30 protein-coding genes are annotated in these 24,638 nt (G+C 35.1%); 23 read left to right on the forward strand and 7 right to left on the reverse strand.

All coding sequences use genetic code 11. The features are described 5' to 3' along the window. Positions 1–55: 55 nt before the first annotated feature. Positions 56–766: a purine-nucleoside phosphorylase gene (gene deoD, locus MKX39_RS07135; RefSeq protein ID WP_340768938.1), complete on the reverse strand. Its 711-nt coding sequence runs from the start codon at positions 764–766 to the stop codon at positions 56–58. Between the two features lie 340 nt (positions 767–1,106). On the opposite strand from deoD, the gene MKX39_RS07140 reads away from it, so the two are divergent. The 6 genes from MKX39_RS07140 (at position 1,107) to MKX39_RS07165 (ending at position 5,709) form a co-directional block, all read left to right on the forward strand. Beyond that, positions 1,107–1,943, forward strand: a complete 837-nt coding sequence (locus MKX39_RS07140; RefSeq protein WP_340762047.1) for an STAS domain-containing protein — start codon at positions 1,107–1,109, stop codon at positions 1,941–1,943. A gap of 56 nt (positions 1,944–1,999) precedes the next feature. Continuing rightward, complete coding sequence (locus MKX39_RS07145) at positions 2,000–2,170, forward strand: hypothetical protein (RefSeq protein ID WP_340768939.1); 171 nt, start codon at positions 2,000–2,002, stop codon at positions 2,168–2,170. Between the two features lie 35 nt (positions 2,171–2,205). Continuing rightward, positions 2,206–2,994 (forward strand): M15 family metallopeptidase, encoded by a 789-nt coding sequence (locus MKX39_RS07150; RefSeq protein ID WP_340768940.1) that lies wholly within the window; start codon positions 2,206–2,208, stop codon positions 2,992–2,994. 170 nt (positions 2,995–3,164) lie between these two features. After that, complete coding sequence (locus MKX39_RS07155) at positions 3,165–3,854, forward strand: hypothetical protein (RefSeq protein WP_340768941.1); 690 nt, start codon at positions 3,165–3,167, stop codon at positions 3,852–3,854. A 200-nt stretch (positions 3,855–4,054) separates the two neighbouring features. After that, positions 4,055–4,342: a histidine kinase gene (locus MKX39_RS07160; protein WP_340762053.1), complete on the forward strand. Its 288-nt coding sequence runs from the start codon at positions 4,055–4,057 to the stop codon at positions 4,340–4,342. Positions 4,343–4,962: 620 nt separating this feature from the next. Beyond that, positions 4,963–5,709, forward strand: a complete 747-nt coding sequence (locus tag MKX39_RS07165) for a CPBP family intramembrane glutamic endopeptidase (RefSeq protein WP_340768942.1) — start codon at positions 4,963–4,965, stop codon at positions 5,707–5,709. A 667-nt stretch (positions 5,710–6,376) separates the two neighbouring features. Here the strand turns inward: MKX39_RS07165 and MKX39_RS07170 are convergent. Further along, entirely contained in the window at positions 6,377–6,916 is a 540-nt protein-coding gene (locus MKX39_RS07170; protein WP_340762055.1) for a hypothetical protein, read from the reverse strand. Between the two features lie 192 nt (positions 6,917–7,108). Continuing rightward, complete coding sequence (locus tag MKX39_RS07175; RefSeq protein ID WP_340762056.1) at positions 7,109–7,279, reverse strand: hypothetical protein; 171 nt, start codon at positions 7,277–7,279, stop codon at positions 7,109–7,111. A 224-nt stretch (positions 7,280–7,503) separates the two neighbouring features. On the opposite strand from MKX39_RS07175, the gene MKX39_RS07180 reads away from it, so the two are divergent. Then, complete coding sequence (locus MKX39_RS07180) at positions 7,504–8,082, forward strand: peptidoglycan DD-metalloendopeptidase family protein (protein WP_340762057.1); 579 nt, start codon at positions 7,504–7,506, stop codon at positions 8,080–8,082. A 175-nt stretch (positions 8,083–8,257) separates the two neighbouring features. Here the strand turns inward: MKX39_RS07180 and lexA are convergent, their stop codons facing one another. Further along, on the reverse strand, positions 8,258–8,878 hold the full coding sequence (gene lexA, locus MKX39_RS07185) for a transcriptional repressor LexA (RefSeq protein ID WP_093534865.1): 621 nt from the start codon (positions 8,876–8,878) through the stop codon (positions 8,258–8,260). 172 nt (positions 8,879–9,050) lie between these two features. On the opposite strand from lexA, the gene yneA reads away from it, so the two are divergent. The 5 genes from yneA to MKX39_RS07210 all read left to right on the forward strand — a co-directional run bounded on the left by yneA (position 9,051) and on the right by MKX39_RS07210 (position 12,765). After that, on the forward strand, positions 9,051–9,368 hold the full coding sequence (yneA, locus tag MKX39_RS07190) for a cell division suppressor protein YneA (protein ID WP_093534863.1): 318 nt from the start codon (positions 9,051–9,053) through the stop codon (positions 9,366–9,368). Continuing rightward, positions 9,365–10,015, forward strand: coding sequence for a YneB family resolvase-like protein (locus MKX39_RS07195; protein WP_340762058.1), 651 nt, complete (start codon positions 9,365–9,367; stop codon positions 10,013–10,015). Before yneA ends, MKX39_RS07195 begins: the two co-directional genes overlap by 4 nt. 62 nt (positions 10,016–10,077) lie before the next feature. Next, the gene (locus MKX39_RS07200; protein ID WP_093534859.1) at positions 10,078–10,311 is read left to right on the forward strand and encodes a DUF896 domain-containing protein; all 234 of its coding nucleotides are present in this window, start codon (positions 10,078–10,080) and stop codon (positions 10,309–10,311) included. 86 nt (positions 10,312–10,397) lie between these two features. Beyond that, positions 10,398–12,398: a transketolase gene (gene tkt, locus MKX39_RS07205; protein ID WP_093534857.1), complete on the forward strand. Its 2,001-nt coding sequence runs from the start codon at positions 10,398–10,400 to the stop codon at positions 12,396–12,398. Positions 12,399–12,546: 148 nt separating this feature from the next. Beyond that, positions 12,547–12,765 (forward strand): YneF family protein, encoded by a 219-nt coding sequence (locus MKX39_RS07210; RefSeq protein ID WP_093534855.1) that lies wholly within the window; start codon positions 12,547–12,549, stop codon positions 12,763–12,765. Between the two features lie 25 nt (positions 12,766–12,790). On the opposite strand, the gene MKX39_RS07215 is transcribed toward MKX39_RS07210, so the two are convergent. Both MKX39_RS07215 and MKX39_RS07220 read right to left on the reverse strand, forming a co-directional pair. Then, a complete protein-coding gene (locus tag MKX39_RS07215; protein ID WP_340768943.1) occupies positions 12,791–13,720 on the reverse strand; it encodes an alpha/beta hydrolase in 930 nt (309 codons plus the stop codon). Between the two features lie 11 nt (positions 13,721–13,731). Further along, a complete protein-coding gene (locus tag MKX39_RS07220) occupies positions 13,732–14,628 on the reverse strand; it encodes a hydroxymethylglutaryl-CoA lyase (protein WP_340768944.1) in 897 nt (298 codons plus the stop codon). A 106-nt stretch (positions 14,629–14,734) separates the two neighbouring features. On the opposite strand from MKX39_RS07220, the gene MKX39_RS07225 reads away from it, so the two are divergent. Beyond that, complete coding sequence (locus tag MKX39_RS07225; protein WP_340762061.1) at positions 14,735–15,919, forward strand: acetyl-CoA C-acetyltransferase; 1,185 nt, start codon at positions 14,735–14,737, stop codon at positions 15,917–15,919. 7 nt (positions 15,920–15,926) lie between these two features. Then, positions 15,927–16,202, forward strand: a complete 276-nt coding sequence (locus MKX39_RS07230; protein WP_340768946.1) for a DUF3886 domain-containing protein — start codon at positions 15,927–15,929, stop codon at positions 16,200–16,202. Between the two features lie 119 nt (positions 16,203–16,321). Here MKX39_RS07230 and MKX39_RS07235 read toward each other — a convergent pair whose 3' ends face one another. Next, positions 16,322–17,224 carry an aldo/keto reductase gene (locus tag MKX39_RS07235; RefSeq protein ID WP_340768947.1) on the reverse strand — a complete coding sequence of 301 codons (903 nt, stop codon included), beginning with the start codon at positions 17,222–17,224 and terminating at the stop codon, positions 16,322–16,324. An 88-nt stretch (positions 17,225–17,312) separates the two neighbouring features. On the opposite strand from MKX39_RS07235, the gene MKX39_RS07240 reads away from it, so the two are divergent. The 9 genes from MKX39_RS07240 (at position 17,313) to MKX39_RS07280 (ending at position 24,621) form a co-directional block, all read left to right on the forward strand. Then, positions 17,313–17,861 (forward strand): NUDIX hydrolase, encoded by a 549-nt coding sequence (locus tag MKX39_RS07240; protein WP_093534843.1) that lies wholly within the window; start codon positions 17,313–17,315, stop codon positions 17,859–17,861. Between the two features lie 50 nt (positions 17,862–17,911). Then, positions 17,912–18,379: a hypothetical protein gene (locus tag MKX39_RS07245; protein WP_093534841.1), complete on the forward strand. Its 468-nt coding sequence runs from the start codon at positions 17,912–17,914 to the stop codon at positions 18,377–18,379. A gap of 85 nt (positions 18,380–18,464) precedes the next feature. Further along, on the forward strand, positions 18,465–18,908 hold the full coding sequence (fur, locus tag MKX39_RS07250) for a ferric iron uptake transcriptional regulator (protein WP_093534839.1): 444 nt from the start codon (positions 18,465–18,467) through the stop codon (positions 18,906–18,908). 200 nt (positions 18,909–19,108) lie between these two features. Then, positions 19,109–20,008, forward strand: coding sequence for a site-specific tyrosine recombinase XerD (xerD, locus tag MKX39_RS07255; RefSeq protein WP_340762063.1), 900 nt, complete (start codon positions 19,109–19,111; stop codon positions 20,006–20,008). 72 nt (positions 20,009–20,080) lie between these two features. After that, positions 20,081–21,259: a phosphopentomutase gene (deoB, locus tag MKX39_RS07260; RefSeq protein WP_093534835.1), complete on the forward strand. Its 1,179-nt coding sequence runs from the start codon at positions 20,081–20,083 to the stop codon at positions 21,257–21,259. Between the two features lie 50 nt (positions 21,260–21,309). Continuing rightward, positions 21,310–22,614, forward strand: a complete 1,305-nt coding sequence (locus MKX39_RS07265; protein WP_093534833.1) for a pyrimidine-nucleoside phosphorylase — start codon at positions 21,310–21,312, stop codon at positions 22,612–22,614. A gap of 432 nt (positions 22,615–23,046) precedes the next feature. Continuing rightward, the gene (locus MKX39_RS07270; RefSeq protein ID WP_093534831.1) at positions 23,047–23,403 is read left to right on the forward strand and encodes an STAS domain-containing protein; all 357 of its coding nucleotides are present in this window, start codon (positions 23,047–23,049) and stop codon (positions 23,401–23,403) included. Continuing rightward, positions 23,393–23,839, forward strand: a complete 447-nt coding sequence (spoIIAB, locus tag MKX39_RS07275) for an anti-sigma F factor (protein ID WP_093534829.1) — start codon at positions 23,393–23,395, stop codon at positions 23,837–23,839. Before MKX39_RS07270 ends, spoIIAB begins: the two co-directional genes overlap by 11 nt. Next, positions 23,839–24,621 (forward strand): SigF/SigG family RNA polymerase sporulation sigma factor, encoded by a 783-nt coding sequence (locus MKX39_RS07280; RefSeq protein ID WP_340762065.1) that lies wholly within the window; start codon positions 23,839–23,841, stop codon positions 24,619–24,621. The genes spoIIAB and MKX39_RS07280 overlap by 1 nt, the downstream gene beginning before the upstream one ends. Positions 24,622–24,638 lie beyond the last annotated feature (17 nt).

Raw genomic sequence — 24,638 nt, forward strand, 5'->3', positions numbered from 1 at the left:
CGCAGGAGATGCACATAAATACTAAAGTATTTATTGCATCTCCTGTTTCTATATTTTACAAACAAGCCTCTAATGCAATTTTCATCATATTATTTAATGATGTTTGCCTTTCTTCGGCACTAATTTCCTCATGGGTTACTAAAGAATCTGAGATAGTTAGTATACTCGCTGCTTTTTTCCCTAATATTCGTGCGTTATGGAATAATGCATAGCTTTCCATTTCTGTACAAATACAATTATGGTCATTATAAAAATCAACATGATTTGGAACATTATCTTCATGATAAAATACATCACTTGAATGTACTCTACCTTTAACAATAGGAGTGTGGATGCTATTTGCAGCATCTTCAATTTTCTTCGTTAATAACTCGTTAGGAAGTTGGATATCATTTTCTACCCCAGCTTGAACCTTTGCAAATGTTGATTCACTCCATGCACTATCTACAAGAACAATATCATGAATGTTAAGTTCATCTGTATAAGCACCTGCACTACCTACTCGAATAATATTTTCTACATCATAGAACTTAAATAACTCGTAAGAATAAATACCTATACTTGCCATTCCCATCCCAGATCCCATTACGGATATTTGTTTTCCTTTATAACTTCCTGTATAACCAAACATGTTACGTACACTATTAAACTGAACTGGATTTTCTAAATATGTTTCTGCAATATATTTCGCACGCAAAGGATCTCCTGGCATTAAAACTGTTTTTGCAATATCTTCAAATTTTGCAGTATTATGTGCTGTTGTCATGTGATATCTCTCTCCATTTCGTATTTAAGACAGACCACTTAAAATCAGTTGCCTGTATAGTGGTCTAACTTACATTATATTGTCGAGTAATTGTCACGGTCAAGGTTATATGATTAATGTCCGGCGAAACAAGCCGATAAGGGGTGAGAGGGGATACCCGAAAGAGTTGGACTAAGTAAGGTCGAGGGAAATTATAGATCAACAATCATGGTCACTCCATCTGAAATTGTATAAATTGTAAATTCTTAAAAAGTGTCTGTTTATTTTTTCTATGGTACTATCAAAATAGTAATATTTTGAGTGCTATAATCGTGAATTTATGACGAAAGTAGGAAATCAATTGGACAGAAATCAAAAGTTGTATGATTTTCTTAAAAGTAAAACATGGCAATTAACAGAAAGATGGTATGAGAGTCTAAACAAAGATCAAAATGGAATTTATGGTACTTCTAATCTAGAAGAGATACAATTGCTTAAACAACAGAACCATCTATTCCATGAAAAATTCGTTGAAATGTTTAATAAATCAGATGAAGTATGTGAAAAAAGTTTTGATGATTTTATTACAATGGTTGTTAATGATGAAGGTCACCAACATACTCCGCTTACAGAAATAATAGGGGAATTTTTTAGGCAACAACAACTTTACTTGGAATTGCTCGAAGAATTTATGGATCAGTATCCTAATGAACTTTCAAGCAAACAAATAATAGCGTATACAAACGCTATATTGACTACAATCAATAACGTTGTACTCAAATTTACTAATGAATTTATTGAACAATCCAAAATAAGATTAAAATCCCAACAAGAGATGATTATTGAACTAAGTGCCCCGGTAATTAAATTAGATAGCACCATAGCTTTGTTACCACTAGTTGGAGAAATTGACACAAACAGAGCCAAAGTAATTTTAGAATCAACACTGCAACAATGTTCTAAATTGCAAATCAATCACTTATATATTGATTTGCTAGGGGTTCCTATTGTAGATACAATGGTTGCACATCAGCTTTTTCACATGATTAATGCGCTAAAATTAATTGGAGTGAGTACTTCATTATCAGGTGTGCGTCCAAGTATTGCACAAACAACCGTACAACTAGGGATTGATTTTAGAGATATAAAAACTTATTCAAGTATTGAACAAGCTATGAGAAAACATAATAACAATTAATAAGGGGACGTTCCATTAGGAGCGTTCTTTTTAATTATCTATATATCTAAAGGGGATTGAGAGAAAATACCGCACAAATTGGTATCGGTTTAATAGTTAACAGCTCAGGTCTAATAGATTTAGCTGAATACAATAACTATGTGGATGCCTTTATACTAGTTTTAATTGCCAGTGGTGTAGTTGCAGATCCTACTAAACAAGGATTGTCTGAAGTAAACAAGCTTTAATTTATAACAAACCAAAAGAGAAATGAGGTGAGATTATGACTGTATTAGTAAAGACATTAATAAATCGTTCTGTTAATCGTATAGGAGCTGTTCATCCTTCTTTGAAGGAATATACAATTGAATTAATTAAGCGTTGTTACAATGAAGGTATTTACATGCAAATATCATCTGGATTCCGTTCGAATGAGGACCAAGCTCATATTTATGGACAAGGTAGACCGAATTATATTTGGAATGGTAGAGTATATGGTTCAAAAGGGAGTATCGTTTCTAATGCTCCACCAGGAACGTCCATCCACAATTATGGACTATCTATTGATTATTTCCTTGTATCAGATGATGGAAATCAATCATTGTGGACGGTCGATGATAAATGGAAACGTGTTGCAGCTATTGCTAAATCAATGGGTTTTGAATGGGGCGGAGATTGGAAGGGTTTTAAAGACTATCCTCATTTGCAGTACAACAAAGGCCTAACAATCGCTCAATTAAAGGCTGGACATCGACCTGTATTTCTACCACTTAAAGCAGCAGAAGATGTTGCTAATGATAAAATCATGTGGGGTAAAACGGAACTTAAACCAAGTCAGATTGGTAAGGTTACAATCTTGAAACGCATTAACCTATGGCAAGATGGCCCAGACGGTAAACTTCAAATGGTTCGTATTCTGAATCCTGGTGAAGAGTATCGAGTGTATCGATATCGTGACAATCATGGTGGCCAATATAATGTTGGTGGCGGTATGTGGGTTACTAAGATGCCAGAACATGTTAAATATGAAACACCATCTAAAGCATTGTTAGCAAAATTAAATAGTAAATAATTCTATTGCCCTGCTCATTAGAGTGGGGCTTTTATTATTTGCCTTCTCATGTAAAATATTAGTAACTGTAAGAGTTTTCTTATTGAACTAACGCGGCAGTTTAGTTGAACAAGGAATGATTTGAAACATATACACTATCTTCACGTCTAACAATTTAAGGAGGCGACTTTTTGAAGAAATTAGTTTTCACTTTTATATCACTGTTCTTATTATTAGCGGCTTGCCAAGCAAATGATCCCGATGCAATTACACTGGTGGGTCAAGACAACGAACATCCTATACACGGTTCTGATAATGAAAATCTCACCTTACCCGAGAGTGAAGAATTAGCGGTAGACACGTCTGACATTGAACAAATGAATATAGGTTCCGAAATGCCCAGACTTTTATATGCCGATAACAACATTGCGGTTATGCAAGGTACATTTGGAGTAGTCGTATATAATATGCAAGACTCAATAGTTACAAATCGAATTTCATACGAACAAATTAAGTCATATGACCTTCCGATGATGCTGGCATCTGTATCACAAGATGGTACAACCATCTTTATTGGGAATGATGATATGTACAATGAATTTATTTATACTTATCAATACAATATTAGTACGAGAGTAATCAAAAAAACAATACAACAGCCTTCAAGCTTATTTAGTCCTATAACTATCGAGACACCTGGTTACAACGAGGAGTACTACGATAAATATTTCGATTTACATTATCTTACGGCTGACAAAATTGTAGAATTGGATAATACGTTTATCTATCTACGCTCTAAAGACTGGAATATGAAAAACCTACAAATCGTTATTTGCCAGTATGAAGATGGCGAAAACAAAGTTTTTGATGTGTTCAAATAAGAATTAAAGTCATCGTCATTGTTCACCAATCGGGCAGGATGAGGGAATAAACAGCTCTTTCTTCTTCAACTAACGGGTGCTTTACTTCAAGAAGGACCTACTTTTATTAGGGGAGATTTGTTAATGAATGAAATCAAGAATTACTTTATCAGAACTTAAAAAGTATAAAGGACGTTTGGAGAGAATCAGCAGTTGATAGTTTGAATCCAAACACAGATTTAATTGCTTGGACTGATGTGGAAGAATCTCTTAAAATAATGCAACAAAAACTCTCAAGTCGAGAGGAACTGGAAGCGTATAGGAAAGTAGTTAATAACGTGATAGAGGGTGTAATGCATTCAATATTAGTTATGATTGATGGTGGCGATGAACTTGCTGATAAATTTTTAGTTGATTTAATTGATAGAGACACTAAAGAATCACTACAAGAAGATATTGCTTTGCACGAAGAATTTTATGGCTATTTACTTGATAAAGAAGAGGTGTAAGGTAGTTTCCTTATTAAGATAATGGATGCTTTAGTTAAATATTCGCTTTCCGAAATAACCTATATAAAATTACTGCGTATTTAAAGGTTAAAATGTTACCACGAACATATGCGAATTCTACCACGGATCTACCACGAAGCAGTTATACCTAGTTGTTTTTGATTATAGGACAACGTCTGAAAAGTCATATAAATAGCGTTGGTTTCATGTTATTTCACCTAATGATCTGTAGGTATATTATCCGTACAACTGTACACCCATAGTAACGTGAGCAATACTTGAAAATGTATTAATCTGATAGTATAGGATTTTATAATGGGGTGAGTGATAAAGAGTTTCACTCAAATGTCGATACCCCAATTTCACCCCAAAATTTAAAAACACCTTTCAGTCTTTTATTGACTTGATCGGTGTTTTTTTATTTATTATTGGTCGATCTACTGAGTTAAAAGGCAATGAAGAGAGTTAATATTACTTTAAATAAGGGCCTCAAACTAAAAAAGAGGAATGTGCGTAAAGAAACTCGAATAGATTGTTATTATATATATTTTTTTGAAATTTTAGTTTTTTAATTTTGCACTAAATTGGTTAAAAGTTATTATTAGGAGGCAAGATGTGTAATGCATAATAAGTTAAGTTATTCTAAAAAACACCCTATAATAAGTATCATACTTATTGAAGTCATTTTTTTACTAGTCGTTTTTATAGCAGGTGCAATCGCTACGATTAAACAATTAAGTTACAATACACCTATATTAATATCGTTCATACCAACAGCGCTATTTTTACTTTTTTATTTTTCATGGAAGAGAAAGTGGACTTATTATGGTTTTAAACGAGAAATTAAACGAGCAAATTGGATACTGTATTTACCTCTACTGATTATTTTAATCGTATTATGCCTTCAAGGGTTTAGTTCGAATGCGCTTGAAACGATTATTTTCTATGTTGGCTTTGCTATTTTAATCGGTTTTGTGGAAGAAAGTATTTACAGAGGAATAATGATAAAAATATTATTACCACTAGGTATTCTTCCAGCTATCCTGACTTCGAGCATATTATTCTCTGTCACACATATGCTTAACTTGTTATCTGGACAAAGTTTGGGGCAAACTGGACTACAATTGGCTTATTCTTTTCTAATTGGTATTGTACTAGCGCAATTATTTATTAAAACTGGCAACATTTTACCACTGATTCTGTTTCATAGCCTTCATAATCTAATTCAATTTTTAGGAAGCGGAGGATCTAGTGCAACTCTTGACACAATCGTGATTATTATATTAGGTGTCACTGCTATTTGGTTGTCATTATCTCTGAATAAAAAACAGAGCGAAAACTTGAGCTCATTAGTGAATGAATTATAAATAAAACAAACTAACCTTATTCTACGATTGAGGTGCTTTGAATTCTTCTATGATTTCACATAACGTAAAATTAACAAGTATCCTATCCGAAGGACTGTACTCCCAAAGGATCTTGACGAATACACTGAAAATGTAAAAGCGTTGGAGCTATATGCTTCCAACGCTTTTTATGTATAATCCAATTAAGTTTCAGGCATCTCGACTTGTTTCTCACCTTTGGAAGCACTGAATAAGCTATTTTATAAAATTTCATAGTGATACCATAACTGAAATGAGTAGAATTGGTAGATTTAATATTGAAAATCAGAATCGACAATTAATAAGGCATCAGTTAAAAGATTAATATCTATGAGGATCTGTTCTTTAATATGTGTGAAGGGACATTTATAATAATCATCAATTAGATTATTTAATTCTTTATAAATTAATATCATAGTTAAATATACACCCCTTTGAACTATATTGCCTATTACTTATTATCTAACAAAACTAGTGTAAATGGAAGTGATTTGCATAAAATTTTAAGTGATAAAAATTACTCTACTAACAAACTGGAGAGTCACGGCGTTATTAATGCTTGACCCTCCATATGCATTTCTTATTAACAAAAAGAGTTTTGTTCTTGAAAAACATAATTATCTTTTGGAGATAATGTTTAGTTTATAAACTAAACTGCCAATATGCTATGCACTGTAAGTTGTCCGAGATATCGACCGGGATTTGCGGAATATCCAGATACGGTTGGAGAAGTGACAGTAGTCTCAACTACAATTCGTCCAGAGTTGCCTAATAGGCCTATTGCTAGTAACGTATCTCCGGATGTAATTGCAACGTCCTGAGAGCTACCTGAATTGTTACCTGAAAAAAGTGGAATAGTAGCAACTACGATTCCAAGAAGATTAACAACTTCTAGAGTTGCAGTTACAGAAGCCGTTTCGTTAGCTGCAAACGCAAAATAAGCGGAAAGAGGTAATGCTAGAGTGAGTAGTGGCAAAGTTCCAATATTAAAGATACTTTGAAATGTCACGGTTTGACTGGACTCTGTGTTAGGAGACCAAATATAAGCACTACTTCCATCTACTAAAGGTGAAACCATTGCTGGTAGAGTTGGTACAGCGGGTGTCGGAAGCGTTCCAGGTGGTGCAGCTGTATCTGCAATTACATTAGTATTTGCAGGGGTAGTAAACTCTTGAAGTACAAGAACCATATAATTCACCTCCTTATAATAGATTAGCCGTTTGGACGGCATAATATAATATATGTAATAGAAATTAGGAGGACTAGTCATTTTGATTGTCTCGTAAGAAAAAGAATGAAATACTATTAATATTGAAATCTAACACTACATGGAAAACTATATAGTGTGGGTAAATAAGAATAATAAAAAAAGCTCACTTCGTTAAAAAATAAGTGAGCTTTCTGTGTTTATATCTAACTTTCTTTTTTCTAAAATTCTTAATGCATCTTTCAACAGATTAATGTCAATCAAAATTTCTTTCTTCAAATAGTGGTTATTGCATCTATAATAATCATTAATAAGCTTTTTGAGTTCTTCTATAATTAGTTTCATAAATTATTGCCCCTTTATATAGTTATATAGGTCTACAAAAAATAATATTAGTAATTTAACATATGCTTGATTATAAATATTAATACCCAAATTTACTTATTTCTAATCTTTTTTACAATTTATTAGGAAAATATGATGATTATTGACTATATGTTATTAATCATTCGAGCATTAACTAGTGAGAGGGATTGTTCTCTACTTATTAATAGGAGGGAGGTTATAAATTGTTTATAAGACCAAGCGAAGGAGAAATTACATCTCGTTTTGGAGAAATTCGAAAAAATAGTAATGTTAAAGTCCATAAAGGAGTTGACATTGGGAGTGATGGTAGTCCGATTATAAGAGCATCTGCCAGTGGTAAAGTGACTAGAGCGAAAGTTATTGGAGGATATGGAAATACTATAACGATTGCACATACTTTAAACGGTAAAAAGTACGAAACCTTATATGCGCATCTAAAAACTATTACTGTGAAAGTGGGACAAAGTGTTAAACAAGGTCAACAAATAGGTATTAAAGGGAGTACAGGAAATAGTACAGGTATCCACTTACATTTTGAAATTCACATACCATCTTACGATGTAGGTCAGCCAAATGCGGTAAATCCTTTAAAGTATATAAGTGAAATAAATGTCACTGAAGTTCAGAAACTCTTAAATTCAGCAGGTTATAAATTGATAAATGACGGGATAGAGGGACCATTAACTATTTCGGCTATTAAAGACTTTCAAAAGAAAAAGGGCTTAACAGTTGATGGGGTAGTCGGAACAAAGACTTTAGCTGCCCTCAAGAAGAAGAAGTAGTATTACTAGTTTACCAAAGCTACTAATTACTTATGTATAAAAATAAAACCCCTCAACCATTAAGGTAAAGGGGTTTTTCGATGATTTCAACGAAAATGTCCACTTTTCGTTGAAATATGATATCGGCTCTTTGTTATCTTACGTTTACTTGTCTATATTGTCAAGTTCGACAAAACTATTGAATATTACGGTAAACTCCAACTACTTTTCCAAGTATACTAACTGAATTTACAATGATAGGTTCCATGGAAGAATTTTCGGGTTGCAGACGGAAATAGGACTTTTCCTTGAAGAATCTTTTAACTGTTGCTTCATCTTCATCAGTCATTGCGACAACAATATCGCCATTATTGGCAGATTGCTGTTGTTTTACAACCACATAGTCACCATTTAATATTCCAGCCTCTATCATACTATTACCCATAATCTCTAACATAAATAAATTATCATCTGCAGTTCCAAATGTTTCTGGAAGTGGGAAGAATTCTTCTATATTTTCAATTGCTGTAATAGGGATACCAGCAGTAACTTTACCGATCAACGGTACATGAACCACATTGTGTTTTTCAGCAACGCTGCCCAAGCCATCCAGAATCTCAATAGCGCGTGGTTTTGTTGGATCTCTCCTAATTAAACCTTTACTTTCCAGTCGTGCTAAATGTCCATGAACAGTTGAACTAGATGCTAAGCCCACAGCTTCTCCAATTTCTCTAACGGATGGTGGATAACCTTTTTTACGAACTTCTTCTTTTATAAAAGCAAGTATATCTTCTTGTCTTTTAGATGCTTTTTTCATATGTTCACCTCTTTTTGAATAATTATCTCTATCCTTTTCTATCTTAATAATAGTATAACAGGGGAAGAACAGTAATGCAAACATAGGTTCTAATTATTGTTGACAAAAACAAACGTTCGCATTAATATTAAAATATACATTACGAACACACATTCTATTAGGGGGATTTTAAATGACCTGGATGAAAGAAAATTACTTTTTAACAATATTTGTAGCATGCAGTATTGCATTTACAATGTTTATAATAATCTCGAATTCTTTTTCGACAGACGAGAGCCAACATATTAATATAGAACAAGGAGATTCTTTGTGGGCTTTAGCACAAGAATATGGAACGAATGAAGATAAGCTAAAATGGATCGATAAAGTAATTGCGATGAATAATTTGCAAGACGGTCATATTAAAGCGGGGGAAGTTATTATTATTCCAGTCATTGAAAAAAGTTACCATTTCAATCATGATACGGAGATAGCGGGCGATACAAAGTGAAATCAGTTATATATTGTCGAGTGAGTACAGAAAAAGAGTCTCAAGAGACTTCATTAACAAGGCAAGAGGAAGAATTGATAGAATTTGCAAAACTAAATAATTATGAAGTTGAAAAAGTATTTTCAGATCAACATAGTGGATATGATATTGAACGCGAAGGCTTATTAGATTTACTTGACTATATTAAACAAAATGAAATTAAAGCGGTATTTGTACAAGATGAGACACGTATTGGCAGAGGAAACGGTAGAATGGCCGTTCTACATTTACTTCAAAAAACCAATACTTCGATTTATACGTTACAGGATAAAGGTGTCATTAATCTAAACGAAATGGATACTATGCTCTTGGAAATATTGGCGCTAGTGGAGGAGTATCAGCGGAAATTACACAACGCAAAAATTAAAAGAGGTATGAAAAAAGCAGTGTCTCAAGGATATAGACCTGAAAAAAACTTGAAAACAAGAGGTAATCCCGATGGAAGAGAGAGAATAGACGTGCCATTAGAAGAAGTAGTTAGACTTCGTAATGCTGGTCTTACCTATGAAGAGATTTCGATGACTCTAAAAGGTTTGGGGTTTAATATTAGTAAAGCAACTGTCCATCGACGTTATATGGAGTACATAGAAACACACGGAGTGAAATGACTTGCACTCTGTGTGTTTTTTCCTTACCTTTATATAAGGATAAAGTGAAAGGGTGAAAAGAATTGTTAAGCAAAGAAAAATTAGCGAGAATTAGTGAGTTATCGAGAAAATCTAAAACTACAGGACTTTCCATGGAAGAAGCAAAAGAACAAAGCTCTTTACGTAAAGAATATTTGGAAACTTTTCGCTCTACTATGAGAGATACCATTGAAAGTGTAAAAGTAATTGACCCTGATGGAAATGATGTAACACCTTCAAAAGTTCAAGAAGCAAAGAAAGGAAAGTTTCTGAATTAAATTATCATTTCAAAACCATTGATAATACAGACATTCTTGTCTAAACTAGATATATAGCAAAAAATTTGTTTGAGAGGATGTCATTCATGTCATTACAATCCGATTTATTAGCAATTAATACTATTAGAACATTATCAATTGATGCAATTGATAAAGCAAATTCTGGTCACCCTGGTTTACCAATGGGGGCTGCTCCAATGGCATACACATTATGGACAAAGCATTTACGTCATAACCCAAGTAACCCAACGTGGTTCAACCGTGACCGTTTTGTGTTATCTGCTGGACATGGTTCTATGCTTTTATATAGCTTGCTTCATCTTGGTGGGTACGATTTACCAATGGAAGAAATTAAGAACTTCAGACAATGGGATTCTAAAACTCCCGGACATCCAGAGTTTGGTCACACTGCAGGAGTAGAAGCAACAACAGGACCACTTGGTCAAGGTATTGGTATGGCGGTCGGAATGGCAATGGCAGAAGCACATTTAGCTGCTACGTACAATAAAGACAACCATTCAATTATTGATCATTATACGTACGCATTATGTGGTGATGGTGATTTAATGGAAGGTGTGGCTGCAGAAGCAATTTCTTTAGCTGGACATCTTAAGTTGGATAAATTAATTGTATTATATGATAGTAATGATATTTCTTTAGACGGTGATTTACATAAATCATTCTCTGAAAATGTTGAAAAACGTTTTGACTCGTATGGTTGGAACTATATTCATGTAAAAGACGGAAATGACATTGAAGAAATTTCAAATGCCATTGAAAAAGCAAAGTCTCAAAATGACAAGCCAACGATTATTGAAGTTAAAACTGTTATTGGATTCGGTTCTCCTAATCGTTCTGGTAAATCCGATGCGCACGGTATGCCATTAGGAAAAGACGAAACTCTTTTAGCTAAAGCTGAATATAAATGGTTATTTGAAGAAGATTTCTATGTACCTGAAGAAGTTTATGACACATTTAAACAAGCTTCAAACGTATTGGGTGTTGAAGAAGAATCTTCGTGGAATGAAAAACTTAAGCAATATGAGTCGGAATTCCCTGAATTAGCTGCAACATTAAAAACAGCAATTTCTGGTAAGTTACCAGAAAACTTTGCAGATGCACTTAAAACATACGAAGCAGGTACTTCTCATGCAACCCGTTCGGCTTCAGGTGAAGCGATTAATGCAATTGCTCAAAACTTACCTTCATTCTTTGGTGGTAGTGCTGATCTTGCCGGTTCAAACAAAACTACTATGAAGAATGTAGGAGATTTCTCAGCTGACGATTATGCAGGGAAAAACATTTGGTTTGGTGTGCGTGAATTTGCAATGGGAACTGCTTTAAATGGTATGGCTTTACACGGGGGACTAAATGTCTTTGGTGGTACATTCTTCGTATTTAGTGACTATGTTAGACCTGCAATTCGTTTATCTGCCTTGATGGGTCTTCCAGTAACATACGTATTTACACATGATAGTATCGCAGTTGGGGAAGATGGACCAACTCATGAACCAGTTGAACATTTAGCTTCTTTACGAGCAATGCCAGGTTTATCGGTAATCCGCCCTGCAGATGCAAATGAAACAGCGGAAGCATGGAAATTAGCAGTTTCATCTAAAAATAACCCAACAGTTTTAGTCCTTTCTAGACAAAACTTGCCAACACTAGATCATTCAGTAGAACTAGTAAGAGAAGGAGTTTCAAAAGGGGCTTATGTAGTAGCACCTAATGAAAAAGCAGAAGCAATATTACTTGCAACTGGTTCTGAGGTAAGTCTTGCAGTGGAAGCACAACAAGCACTTTCTAAAGAAGGTATTGAAGTATCAGTAGTTTCTATGCCATCATGGGATCTTTTTGAGAAACAAGATGCTGCTTATAAAAACTCTGTATTACCTTCTCATTTAACAAAACGTCTTGCAATTGAAATGGGTGCATCATTAGGATGGCATCGTTATGTTGGATTTGATGGAGACGTAATTGCTATTGATAAATTCGGTGCAAGTGCTCCAGGTGAAATCGTTATGAAAGAATATGGTTTTTCCGTGGAAAACGTAGTTTCAAAAATGAAAGCATTACTTCAAAAGTAAAAAGTTGTACGAGCAATTCGAATACTTTGTCATATAAGTATTCGAATTGCTTTTTTATTTCGAATTATATAGAATGCCAAAAGAATCTATAGTATAATTTCTAATGGTGTCTTGTACACGTAGATAAGTATGTAAAGGAGGAGAATATATGCAAACATGGATTTGGATCGTTATTATAATCGTTGCGTTAATTGCTGGTGCAGCATTAGGTTTCTTTGCAGCGCGTCAATATATGATGAAATACTTAAAAGAAAACCCACCTATTAATGAACAAATGCTTCGTATGATGATGACACAAATGGGTCGTAAGCCTTCAGAAAAACAAGTTAAACAAATGATGAATCAAATGAATAAAATGCAAAAATAATAAAAAGCACTCAGCTGAGTGCTTTTTATTTGTTTAGCAAATTGTTTTCTTGTAGGAAATCAGCCACCACTTGCTCATATTCCTTACTATTTTCATTGAAGGATTTAGCATGTTCGCCAATATCAAACATTTTCAAGGTTTTTGGGCCTTGTTTTTTTTCATATAACTCCTCGGTCATTTTAGGTAATATAAAATCATCCTGTAAACTATGAATAAATAAAACAGGTTTTTCTATTTTGTCAATAACATCAATTGGAGAGACGAGATTTAGCGTATATCCATCCCGCAACTTCAGAAACAAGTTAGCAAACCGAATGGCAAGACTTGATCTGAGAGGCGTGGACTGGGTCATTATATGATAAACTTGTTTCTCAAAATCCGAAAATGCACAATCAGAAATATAAAAATCAGCGTCATCTATAATAGAACCAGCATAGAGTAATGTTGTAGCAGCCCCCATAGATTCTCCGTGAATACCTAAAACAGCATCTTGACCAGCTCTTTCTCTTACAGCTTCTACTACAGATTGTAAATCTATTTTTTCATAAAACCCAAAACTTGTTGTTTTGCCACCAGAATCTCCATGTCTGCGGTGGTCATAAACAACACTATTGAAACCGAGTCGCTCGAACATACGAACAAAACGAAGTGAGTTAATCTTGTTTTCTGTAACTCCGTGGCAAATAACGACGTAATTATTTGTTTCTAGTGGTTCAACAAATATTGCTTTTAGGGAATACCCATTCTTAGATTCAATCCATTGCTCCGTTTTGTTTACAGCATTAAACCAAGCTTCATCTAATCGTTTTGATGTAATTTCACGATTCAAAATAAAATCATTTTCTTTCTTTTTCATATACATAAGTCTATTAGTTACAAAGAAACCAAAGAACGTAGCCATAGCTGTTAAAACACTAGTAAAAATACTCGTCCAAATAATTACACGTTTCTTCATCCGATCAACCCCTACTTACTTTTGAATAGTTTATACATTCCCGTATCTATCGGTCTGGACACATAAGGTTCAACTACTTCTACTGCTTTAAGTAATGAATTGAGATCTATATTCGTCCTTATACCCATTTGATGTAGCATATTCACAACATCCTCAGTTGCTACATTTCCTGTAGCCCCAGGTGCAAAAGGGCATCCTCCTAGTCCGCCAGCAGATGTGTCAAAGCGATTAATACCTGCTTGTAAGGTAGCTAAAATATTGGCGATACCCATTTTACGTGTGTCGTGAAAATGAGCGGTAATGAGCGTTGCAGGGAATTCCTTCTTGAGTGCAGTAAATAATTCATAGCTTTCTTGTGGATTAGCCATTCCAATCGTATCAGCGACACTAAGTTCGTTTACACCCCATGAAACGAATTCTTTGCATAGTGCTAGTGTGTCCGAAGACTCCATTTTGCCCTCATATGGACAGTAAAAAGCAGTTGAAATACAGGCACGTACGAAATGACCATCTTGTAGTAGTTTGCCCACAATAGGTCTTAGTTCATCCATACTTTCTTTTGTAGTTTTATTTATATTATTTTTATTAAAACTGTTAGAGACACCTACAAAAACAGCGAAATTTTGTGCTCCGGATTGTTTGGCTAATTCGACACCTTTATTATTTGGTGTAAGTACTAACTGTCTACCCATCTTTTTCACTTGAGTCACTATGTCGTTCGCATCTTTCATTTGTGGCACCCATTTCGGTGATACGAAAGAAGTTATTTCCATTTCTTCAATTCCGGCTTGCTGAAGTTTTTCGATAAAAGATAATTTTATATCGGTTGGTACCTCATTTTTTTCATTTTGCAAACCGTCTCTCGGACCTACCTCGATAATTGTCACTTTATTTGGTAAACTAAACATAATCATCCCTCCCTCTTTATTGTAAAGAAAGGATGGTTAAACAAGCAAATTTAAATTGAACTTTGTAAAAATTTGTTTGATACAGGGGAAACAAGGAGGAAATCACATGACAAATGAAGTTGTGATCGTAAGTGCAGTTAGAACTGCAATTGGTTCGTTCCAAGGGGCTTTGAAAGATGTACCAGCTACTAAACTAGGTGCTATTGTTATTGAAAAAGCATTAGAAAAAGCGGGGGTTTCTAAAGAAATCGTGGATGAAGTAATTATGGGGAATGTCCTTCAAGCAGGTTTAGGACAGAACCCAGCAAGACAAGCCTCCATCCAAGCAGGGCTGCCACAGTCAGTTTCAGCTTTAACGATAAACAAGGTATGTGGTTCTGGTCTAAAAGCAATTCATCTTGCTACGCAAGCTATTATTGCGGGAGATGCAGACATTATTGTTGCAGGTGGAATGGAGAATATGAGTCAATCTCCATATTTACTAAAAAACGCAAGAGATGGCTTCCGTATGGGTGATCAGAAGGTAGTAGATAGCATGATTTCAGATGGTCTGTGGTGTGCATTTAATGATTATCATATGGGTGTGACTGCTGAAAATCTATGTGATCAATATAATATTACTAGAGAAGAGCAAGATAAATTTTCTGCACGTTCTCAAGAGAGAGCTGCACTGGCGATGGAAGAAGGTAAATTTGCAGATGAGATCGTGCCTGTAGAAATTCCTCAACGAAAAGGAAATCCGGTTGTCTTTTCGCAAGATGAGTATCCGAAAAAAGGTTCTACGGAAGAAAAACTAGCGGGTCTACGTCCAGCGTTTAAAAAAGATGGCTCTGTAACTGCTGGTAATGCTTCAGGTATTAACGATGGAGCAGCAGCGGTAGTAGTAATGTCCAAAGCTAAAGCAGATGAACTTGGCCTCAAACCACTTGCGACAATCGTTGCAAATGCATCGGCAGGAGTGGATCCAAGCGTCATGGGGATTGGACCCGTAGAAGCAGTTAAAAAAGCATTGAAAAAATCGCAATTATCATTAGCAGACATAGAGTTAATCGAAGCAAATGAAGCTTTTGCGGCACAATCGATTGCTGTTGATAGAGAGCTGTCGTTTAATCATGATATACTAAATGTAAATGGTGGAGCAATTGCATTAGGTCATCCTATTGGGGCAAGCGGTGCTCGTATTTTCGTTACTTTACTTCATGAAATGGAGAAGAGAGATGCAAAAACCGGTCTTGCTACACTTTGTATAGGTGGTGGCCAAGGGGTTGCGACTATAGTTAAACGCTCATAAAAAGAAGGTGAATCAATTGGCTAAGAAAAAACAAAGACAACAACAACAACAACAAGTAAAGCCTGCTAAGCAAGTAGAAGAAGGTAACTCGTTATCCGATCAGCTTTCTTCTGATATTTTAGCGAAACTAAAAGAAACGAAGAACCAATTAGTATCAGCTGAACAAGAAAAAGAAGAAGAAAGACAAGCACAGCTAGCTTTTGAAAAGAAAGAAAAAGAAAAAAATAAATCTTTTGAAGAACTGTTAGATGAATACGGCTTTGGTAATAGTTCAAAATTTTAAACAAGAAAACCTATTTGCTTCGGCGAATAGGTTTTTTAGTGGGAAAAATATCTTCTTCCAAAGTTATAAAAAAAGCCAGTCGTGAAGTAGATCACGGCTAGCCATCCTGTAATATTATATTAAATTCGATGTTCTATATAAATATTTTTTTTTGTTAACTCACTTGCTTTTTGTAATATACTTTCTGGAACTTCCAAGTGGTATGACTGAAGAGATTCTAACAGCTGCTTCTCACTACTTGCGCCGAGAATCATGGAACCTGTTACATCTTTCTGTAAAACATAATGTTGAGCAATGGAACTTAAAGGAGCTTCCAAATCATTTAGTTCTTTTAGAGCCTCTAGTAATTCCTGGTGACTATAGCTTAAATAATCCTCAGTTTTAGATGCTCTAGATAAACCTTCCTTGGTTAATAGTCCTTTAGCTAGTGTTCCTCTACTAAAGAGCGTAGCCGAGTTATTTTCTAATAGAGAGAACCATTCTTCAGGTCTTCTATCTAGCAAACTATATTGCATCATTACAGAAACTGCATTACTTTTACTTAAAAAACGTTCTATGACATTTGGACGAATGGAGGAGATTCCATATTCACGGATAAGTCCTTCTTTTTGAAGTGACTCCATCGTGTCTATCACTTCGTCTACATTATCTTCCATCGTGCCTCCGTGCAACTGATATACATCTATATAATCAGTTTGGAGACGTTTCAGGGAAGCGTGTACGGCATCCGTTATCCATTCTTTTGATGGATCCCATGACCAACCATCTCCAGATTTGTTTAAACGATTTCCAACTTTCGTAGCTAATATTATATTTTGTCTTTTATCCTTAAGGGCATTACCGACAATTTTTTCATTTTCGCCTTTATCATATAGATCAGCTGTATCAAAATACGTTATATCGTTTTCCAAAGCTACTTGAATAATTTTATTGGCAACCGTTTGGTCTGTAGGAAGGGACATACAACCTAATCCGATTTCTGAAACGTATAGATCACTTTTACCTAATTGTCTTTTCTTCAAGTTTTATCACGTCCTTTTCTACATGGTACAATGTCAATTAGATAGATTCAACTAAAGTGAAATGATATATAGGAGAGGGAGATATATTATGAAAAAATTTGAGGAAAAAACAATTCAATCTGAGCTTAAATTTAAAGGTAGAATCATTACTTTACAAGTAGACGAAGTAGAATTACCAAATGGTAAAACTAGTAATAGAGAGATTGTTAAGCACCCTGGTGCGGTAGCCGTGATAGCTGTGACAAAAGACAACAAAATAATTTTAGTAGAACAGTTTAGAAAAGCATTAGAACGATCCATTATCGAAATTCCTGCCGGGAAAATAGAAATTGGAGAAGCGCCTGAAATAACTGCATTGCGGGAATTGGAAGAAGAGACGGGCTATACGACTGACAATTTACAATACATTCAATCATTTTCCACATCACCAGGGTTTGCTGATGAGATTATCCATTTATACTTTGCAGATAATATTGTAAAGATGGAACAACCAGTTGGGTTAGATGAAGATGAGTTTGTAGAGTTATTACATGTTAGTCTTACCGAGATGGAAGAAATGGTGAAGAAACAACAAATCTATGATGCTAAAACTGCATTCGCATATATTTGGTTGAAAGATTATTTTAAAGAAGCATGATTTAAGTTAGTACAAGCATATGATGGAAGTAGATAGGGGGTTGTTCCAATTTGAACCAGACTTATACTATTTTCATCTCATTATGTGTGCTTGTAGTTAGCTTTGTCGGAGGTTTAATATTATTTGAACAAAGTACGGTAGAACAGCAGCAATGGATTATAAATCTCTTGGATGCACGCGTTCTATTAATAGAGCGGCCTACTTTTTTAGAAACTATTTTTCCTCATTTAATGGTTGCGATTGTGTTTTTCTTGTTTTATCAACATCGTTATTTACGAAAACTTATTTTAGTTATTTGTGCGTTTAAAATTACATTCTATGGGTATTGTTCTAGTTATCTACTGCAAACACAGGAATCTACTTTTCCATATGTGTTCTGGTGGTTTCCATTTCAACTAGTTTATTGTATCTTATTATTAGCATTAGCAAATCGGATTAATATTTTTTCGCTATCCTTTTATATAATTGTTATAATTATAGAGTTCATCTTAATACCATTTATATTATTTAATAATTAGTTCTTTCTAATAATTATTATTATGTGAATCTCTTGTAATGAGAATTCAATTATTGGTATAATGGATTCAGGTAAGGAGGCGTCATATGGAAAGCCGTATTGATCGTATAAAAAAACAATTATCTGGTGCGAGCTATAAACTGACGCCACAGCGTGAAGCGACAGTCCGAGTTTTGCTTGAAAATGAGGAAGATCATTTAAGTGCAGAAGATGTATTTTTACTAGTTAGAGAGAAATCAGCTGATATAGGACTAGCAACAGTTTATAGAACGCTTGAGTTATTAAACGAATTGAATGTAGTAGACAAAATTCAATTCGGGGACGGCGTATCTCGCTATGATTTAAGACAAGAAGGTGCAGCACATTTTCATCACCATTTGGTTTGTATTGAATGTGGAGCTGTAGATGAAATTCAAGAAGATTTGTTAGAAGATGTCGAAGCAATTGTCGAGAAAAAATGGAACTTTAGGATAAAAGATCATCGTCTAACATTTCACGGTATTTGCTACCGTTGCCAAGAAGAGAAATAGGGATGTACTATTACCTAAGTCAGTAATGACAACGTTCTGAGGTTAACTCTTCTTAGAAGTAAATTAGAGCCGACTAGAGGGTCTAGGTACTGTCGCTAGACAGTTGCCGATTAATTATCATTACTTTCTTAAATAAACAAAAGGATAGCTTTTTAGCTATCCTTTTTTTAAATGATTATTTTATATGAGGGGTGAAATACATGAACAATGGACAACTGCATTTAGAAGATTATTTGCACTTTCTACAAATAGAACGTCAATTAGCGAGCAATACACTAATTTCTTACAAAAAAGATTTATCCGATTATTTGCATCATATATTTGAGATTCAACAACTACATAGTCTTGATGAGATAGAACGCACACATATCGTTCTTTATCTTCGAAACTTAAAAGAAAATGGCAAATCTGCACGGACGATTTCAAGGCATATTTCATCTATTCGTTCTTTTCATCAGTTTTTATTAAGAGAGAAAGTGGCAAATACAGATCCAACTGTCCATCTGGATCTACCTCAAATGGAACAAAAGTTGCCAACATATTTATCCGTAGAGGAATTGAATAACCTTTTAAATAGTATAGATATATCTAAGCCACAAGGGCAGAGAGATTTAGCTATGTTTGAGCTTATGTATGCAAGTGGAATGCGAATTAGCGAATGTTTAAACTTAAATCTAGAGGATATACATTTATCCATGGGATTTGTTCGTGTATTTGGGAAAGGTGGCAAAGAACGAATCATACCTTTAGGTGGTTCTGCCATTAGAACTTGCACAGATTATATAGAAAATGCTAGATTGACTTTATTGAAGTCTGAAAAAACAGAAGCTATTTTTATCAATCAACGTGGGAAACGTCTAACTAGACAGGGTATATGGAAATTACTGAATAAGCATGCCGCCGCTGCTGGAATTTCTAAGGAAATTACTCCTCACGTACTACGGCACTCGTTTGCCACTCATCTAATAGAAAATGGTGCAGATTTGCGTGCTGTTCAAGAGATGCTGGGGCATTCGGATATATCTACAACACAAATTTATACGCATGTTAGCAAAAGCCGATTAAAGGATGTTTATAAACAATTTCATCCTAGAGCTTAAATTGTCAGAGGTCTGACCTGTACATTTTTCAATTTTTTGTTAAACTAGAAGAAAACAGTAGGAGGTTATGTTATGAGTAAATTTAAGCGCATACATGTGATTGTTATGGATTCTGTTGGTATTGGTGAAGCACCAGATGCAAACGTATTTGGTGACGTAGGATCTCATACTATTGGACATATTGCCGAAAAAATGAACGGCCTACATATGCCCCAGATGGAACAACTGGGACTTGGTAATATTGATGATATACAAGGGATTAAACATGTTGCAGCACCTACCGCTTATTTTGGAAAAATGCAAGAAGCATCTGTGGGAAAAGATACAATGACAGGGCACTGGGAAATCATGGGTTTGAATATTGACACACCATTCAAAGTATATCCAAATGGATTCCCGGATGAACTAATCTCTCAATTAGAAGAAAAAACTGGTCGCAAAGTTATTGGGAACAAACCTGCAAGTGGAACAGAAATTTTAGACGAGCTTGGCGAAGAGCATATGAAAACGGGGGCAATCATTGTTTATACATCTGCTGACCCTGTGCTTCAAATTGCAGCACATGAGGAAATTATTCCTTTAGAAGAATTATATCGTATTTGTGAAATTGCTCGTGAGTTAACACTTTCGGAGGAATTTCTAGTAGGTCGTATAATTGCTCGTCCATTTATTGGAGAGCCTGGGAAATTTGCACGTACATCAAATCGTCATGACTATGCGTTAAAACCTTTTGGCCGCACCGCTATGAATGAATTAAGTGATGCTGGATTAGACGTAATTGCAATTGGAAAAATAAATGATATTTATAACGGTGAAGGTATTACTTCTACAGAAAGAACAAAAGATAATATGGATGGTATGGATAAATTCATTGCAACGTTGGATAAAGATTTCACTGGCATTAGCTTTTTAAATTTAGTAGACTTTGATGCACTATTTGGACACCGTCGTGATCCACTAGGTTATGGTAAGGCATTAGAAGAATTTGATGTTCGTCTAAATGAAGTACTGCCAAAGTTAACTGAGGAAGATTTATTAATAATTACAGCGGATCATGGAAATGATCCAACGATGCCAGGAACTGACCATACGAGAGAATATGTTCCGTTAATTGTATATTCTCCACAATTCAAGGAAGTAAAAGAGTTACCATTACGCAACACATTTGCTGACATTGGAGCAACGATTAGTGAAAACTTTGGGGTTAAAAAACCTCAATTTGGAGAGAGTTTCCTTTCTCTATTAAAATAACACTATGCTAAAAATGGAAGCAAAATCAAAATGAAGGAAGTGTATATACGATGAGAATGATCGATATTATTGAAAAGAAAAGAGACGGTAGTGCTCTTACAAAACAAGAAATTGAATTTTTTATAGAAGGATATACGAATGGGTCGATTCCAGATTATCAAATGAGTTCACTTTTAATGGCTATCTTCTTTCAAAATATGACGGATGAAGAAAGAGCTAATTTAACAATGGCTATGGTTAATTCGGGAGAAACAATTGACCTTTCTGCCATCGAAGGCGTTAAAGTAGATAAGCATTCTACTGGAGGAGTTGGCGATACAACTACTTTGGTACTCGGACCGCTCGTTGCTGCTTGTGGTGTCCCAGTTGCTAAGATGAGTGGTAGAGGACTTGGGCATACTGGTGGAACAATCGATAAACTAGAAGCGATTGAAGGCTTCCATGTAGAGTTAACATCAGAACAATTTGTGAAACAAGTAAATGAACTAAAAGTAGCGGTAATTGGCCAAAGTGGTAATTTAACTCCTGCGGATAAAAAATTATACGCTTTACGTGATGTTACTGGTACTGTGAATAGTATTCCATTAATAGCAAGTTCGATCATGAGTAAGAAAATTGCTGCTGGAGCCGGTGCTATCGTATTAGACGTTAAAACTGGTGACGGAGCATTTATGAAAACGACAGAAGATGCGAGAGCCCTTGCAACAGCAATGGTTCGTATAGGGAATAATGTTGGAAGAAAAACAATGGCAATTATTTCAGATATGAGTCAACCCCTTGGAAGAGCAATCGGGAATTCATTAGAAATCGTAGAAGCTATTGATACCTTAAAAGGTAATGGACCTGATGATTTAACAGAGCTATGTTTGACACTTGGTAGTCAAATGGTAGTAGTAGGAGAAAAAGCTGAAACTCTAGAAGAAGCAAGAGAAATGCTGCTTGCTGTGATCGAAGATGGGTCAGCATTAGAAATCTTTAAACAATTCATCAAATGGCAAGGTGGAAACGAAAAAATCGTTGATGATGTTTCTTTACTACCTCAAGCAGCGTTCAAATTCGAAGTTCCAGCATCCGAAGATGGTTTCATCACATTTATGGAAGCAGACGAAATCGGAACTGCAGCAATGCTTCTAGGAGCAGGAAGAGCTACGAAGGAATCTGAGATAGATTTAGCTGTTGGCATAGTACTCAACAAAAAAGTTGGAGACGCTGTCAGCAAAGGAGAGTCACTTGCTACGATCTATTCAAACAGAGAAGATGTTCAAGACGTAATGGATAAATTAACTAAATTTATCGATATTGAAGCTGCTAAAAAAGATGCACCACCTTTAATCTATGAAGTAATAACTGCATAAATTATTGATTGCGAAAGAGTATTATGACTTCGGTCATGATACTCTTTTCTTTTTTTGTGAATTTGGTGTTGCTTTGTTTTCTATGGTTTTGGCGCTCTCTCGTCGGTCACATACAAGCGAAGTTGCTATGAATTCTTGCGCTCCATATTTACTTACTTACGGACGACTTGCTTTACTCGTGCTAGAGATTCCATTACTAACGAATCAGATAATTATTACAATTACAGAGTTTAAATAGGCATCTTACTAAAAGTTTTTAAAAACTTTTGTGAGATGCCTATTTTTTGATTAAAAAAATGTTTATATTCCCATACTTTATATGACCATCCTCTGTCGAAAATCGACTAATAACCGATGTTTTCTTCTACTTTTGTCACGCGCAAGGAATTATCAAGGAGCATGTGGAATAGCGCTATCTAAGGAGGCGATTTTATGATTCATGAAGTTGAAAAAGTAGGAGACGAAATAATTATTATTCGATTAAAAGGTGAATTAGATCATCACAGTACAAATGACATTAGAAATGAGATAGTTCCAATGATTAAAAACGGGTCTATTAAAGTATTAGTTTGGAATTTGAAAGATTTACATTTTATGGATAGCTCGGGAATAGGATTGATCTTAGGAAGAATGAGGGAGCTTGCTCCAATAGATGGACAAACGATTATTGTTAACCCATCTCCGACTATGCGTAAAATTTTTCAGTTTGCAGGTTTAAGTCCTTATATTTATAGCGAATCCGAAATTGAAATAATGTCTAAGTTAGGGGGAATAGTTTATGGACAATGAGATCACATTATCTTTTATCGCTAAAAGTGAAAATGAGGCTTTAGCAAGAATGGTTATGTCTAGCTTTATCGCGACGATTGACCCGACTATTGAGGAGTTATCTGAATTTAAAACGGTTATTTCTGAAGCGGTGACAAATGCTATCGTACATGGTTATGAAGAAGACGGAGTAGGTAAAATTGAACTGCATGCACAACGAATTGATAGAGAAATTGTCGTTTCGGTTGTAGATTATGGACGTGGAATTCGTGATGTCAATCAAGCTCGTGAGCCATTATTTACGACAAAACCTGAGCAAGAACGTTCAGGGATGGGCTTTACGATTATGGAAAGCTTTAGTGATGGTGTTGAGATTTACTCCATTCCTGATAGGGGGACAACAGTAACGATCACGAAGCAATTTGTACCAATTCAAGAATCATGCAGGATCGTCTAATGATAAATAAAAAACCGTCTACTTTACTTACTCAAGAAAAAATGCGAGAGCTCATAGCGCTATCACAGACTGGTGATAAACTAGCAAGGCAACAAATGATTGAGGGTAATACAAGGCTTGTATGGTCTATTGTTCAGCGTTTTGCTTCCAGAGGAGCAGATCTAGAGGACTTGTTTCAAATTGGCTGTATTGGCTTGATGAAATCCGTGGACAAGTTTGATTTGTCCTACGAGGTTAAGTTTTCGACGTATGCGGTTCCTATGATAATAGGAGAGATACAGCGATTTTTAAGAGATGACGGAATGGTGAAAATTAGTAGGTCGATTCGAGAATTAAACTTCAAAATTCGGCATGCAACCGATGACTTTTTGAAAACGTTCGAGCGTCAACCGACTATTTTGGAGCTTGCACATATTTTAGAGGTAACTAGAGAAGAAGTAGTGATGGCTACAGACGCTCTTCGTGATCCAGCATCATTGCAGGAGCAACTGTATGAGAACGATAGTGGAGATGCTTTGACGTTAATGGACCAGATGAAGGATGAGCGGTCTGAGAAACCGTTCGAGCATATTCCTCTACGAGAGCTAGTTGAGAAGCTAGAAAAAAGAGAGCAAATGATTATCTATTTACGCTATTACCTAGATTGTACACAGAGTGATATTGCGGAACGCTTGGGAATTTCTCAAGTTCAAGTATCCAGATTAGAAAAGAAAATATTAACCCAGTTAAAAAGTTGGCTAGTACCTGTAGGTCAAACGAATACAAATGCAAAAGATAGGTGATTGAAACGAAACCTTTG

The sequence above is a fragment of the Psychrobacillus sp. FSL K6-1464 genome, from assembly GCF_038003145.1.
GTDB lineage: Bacteria > Bacillota > Bacilli > Bacillales_A > Planococcaceae > Psychrobacillus > Psychrobacillus psychrotolerans.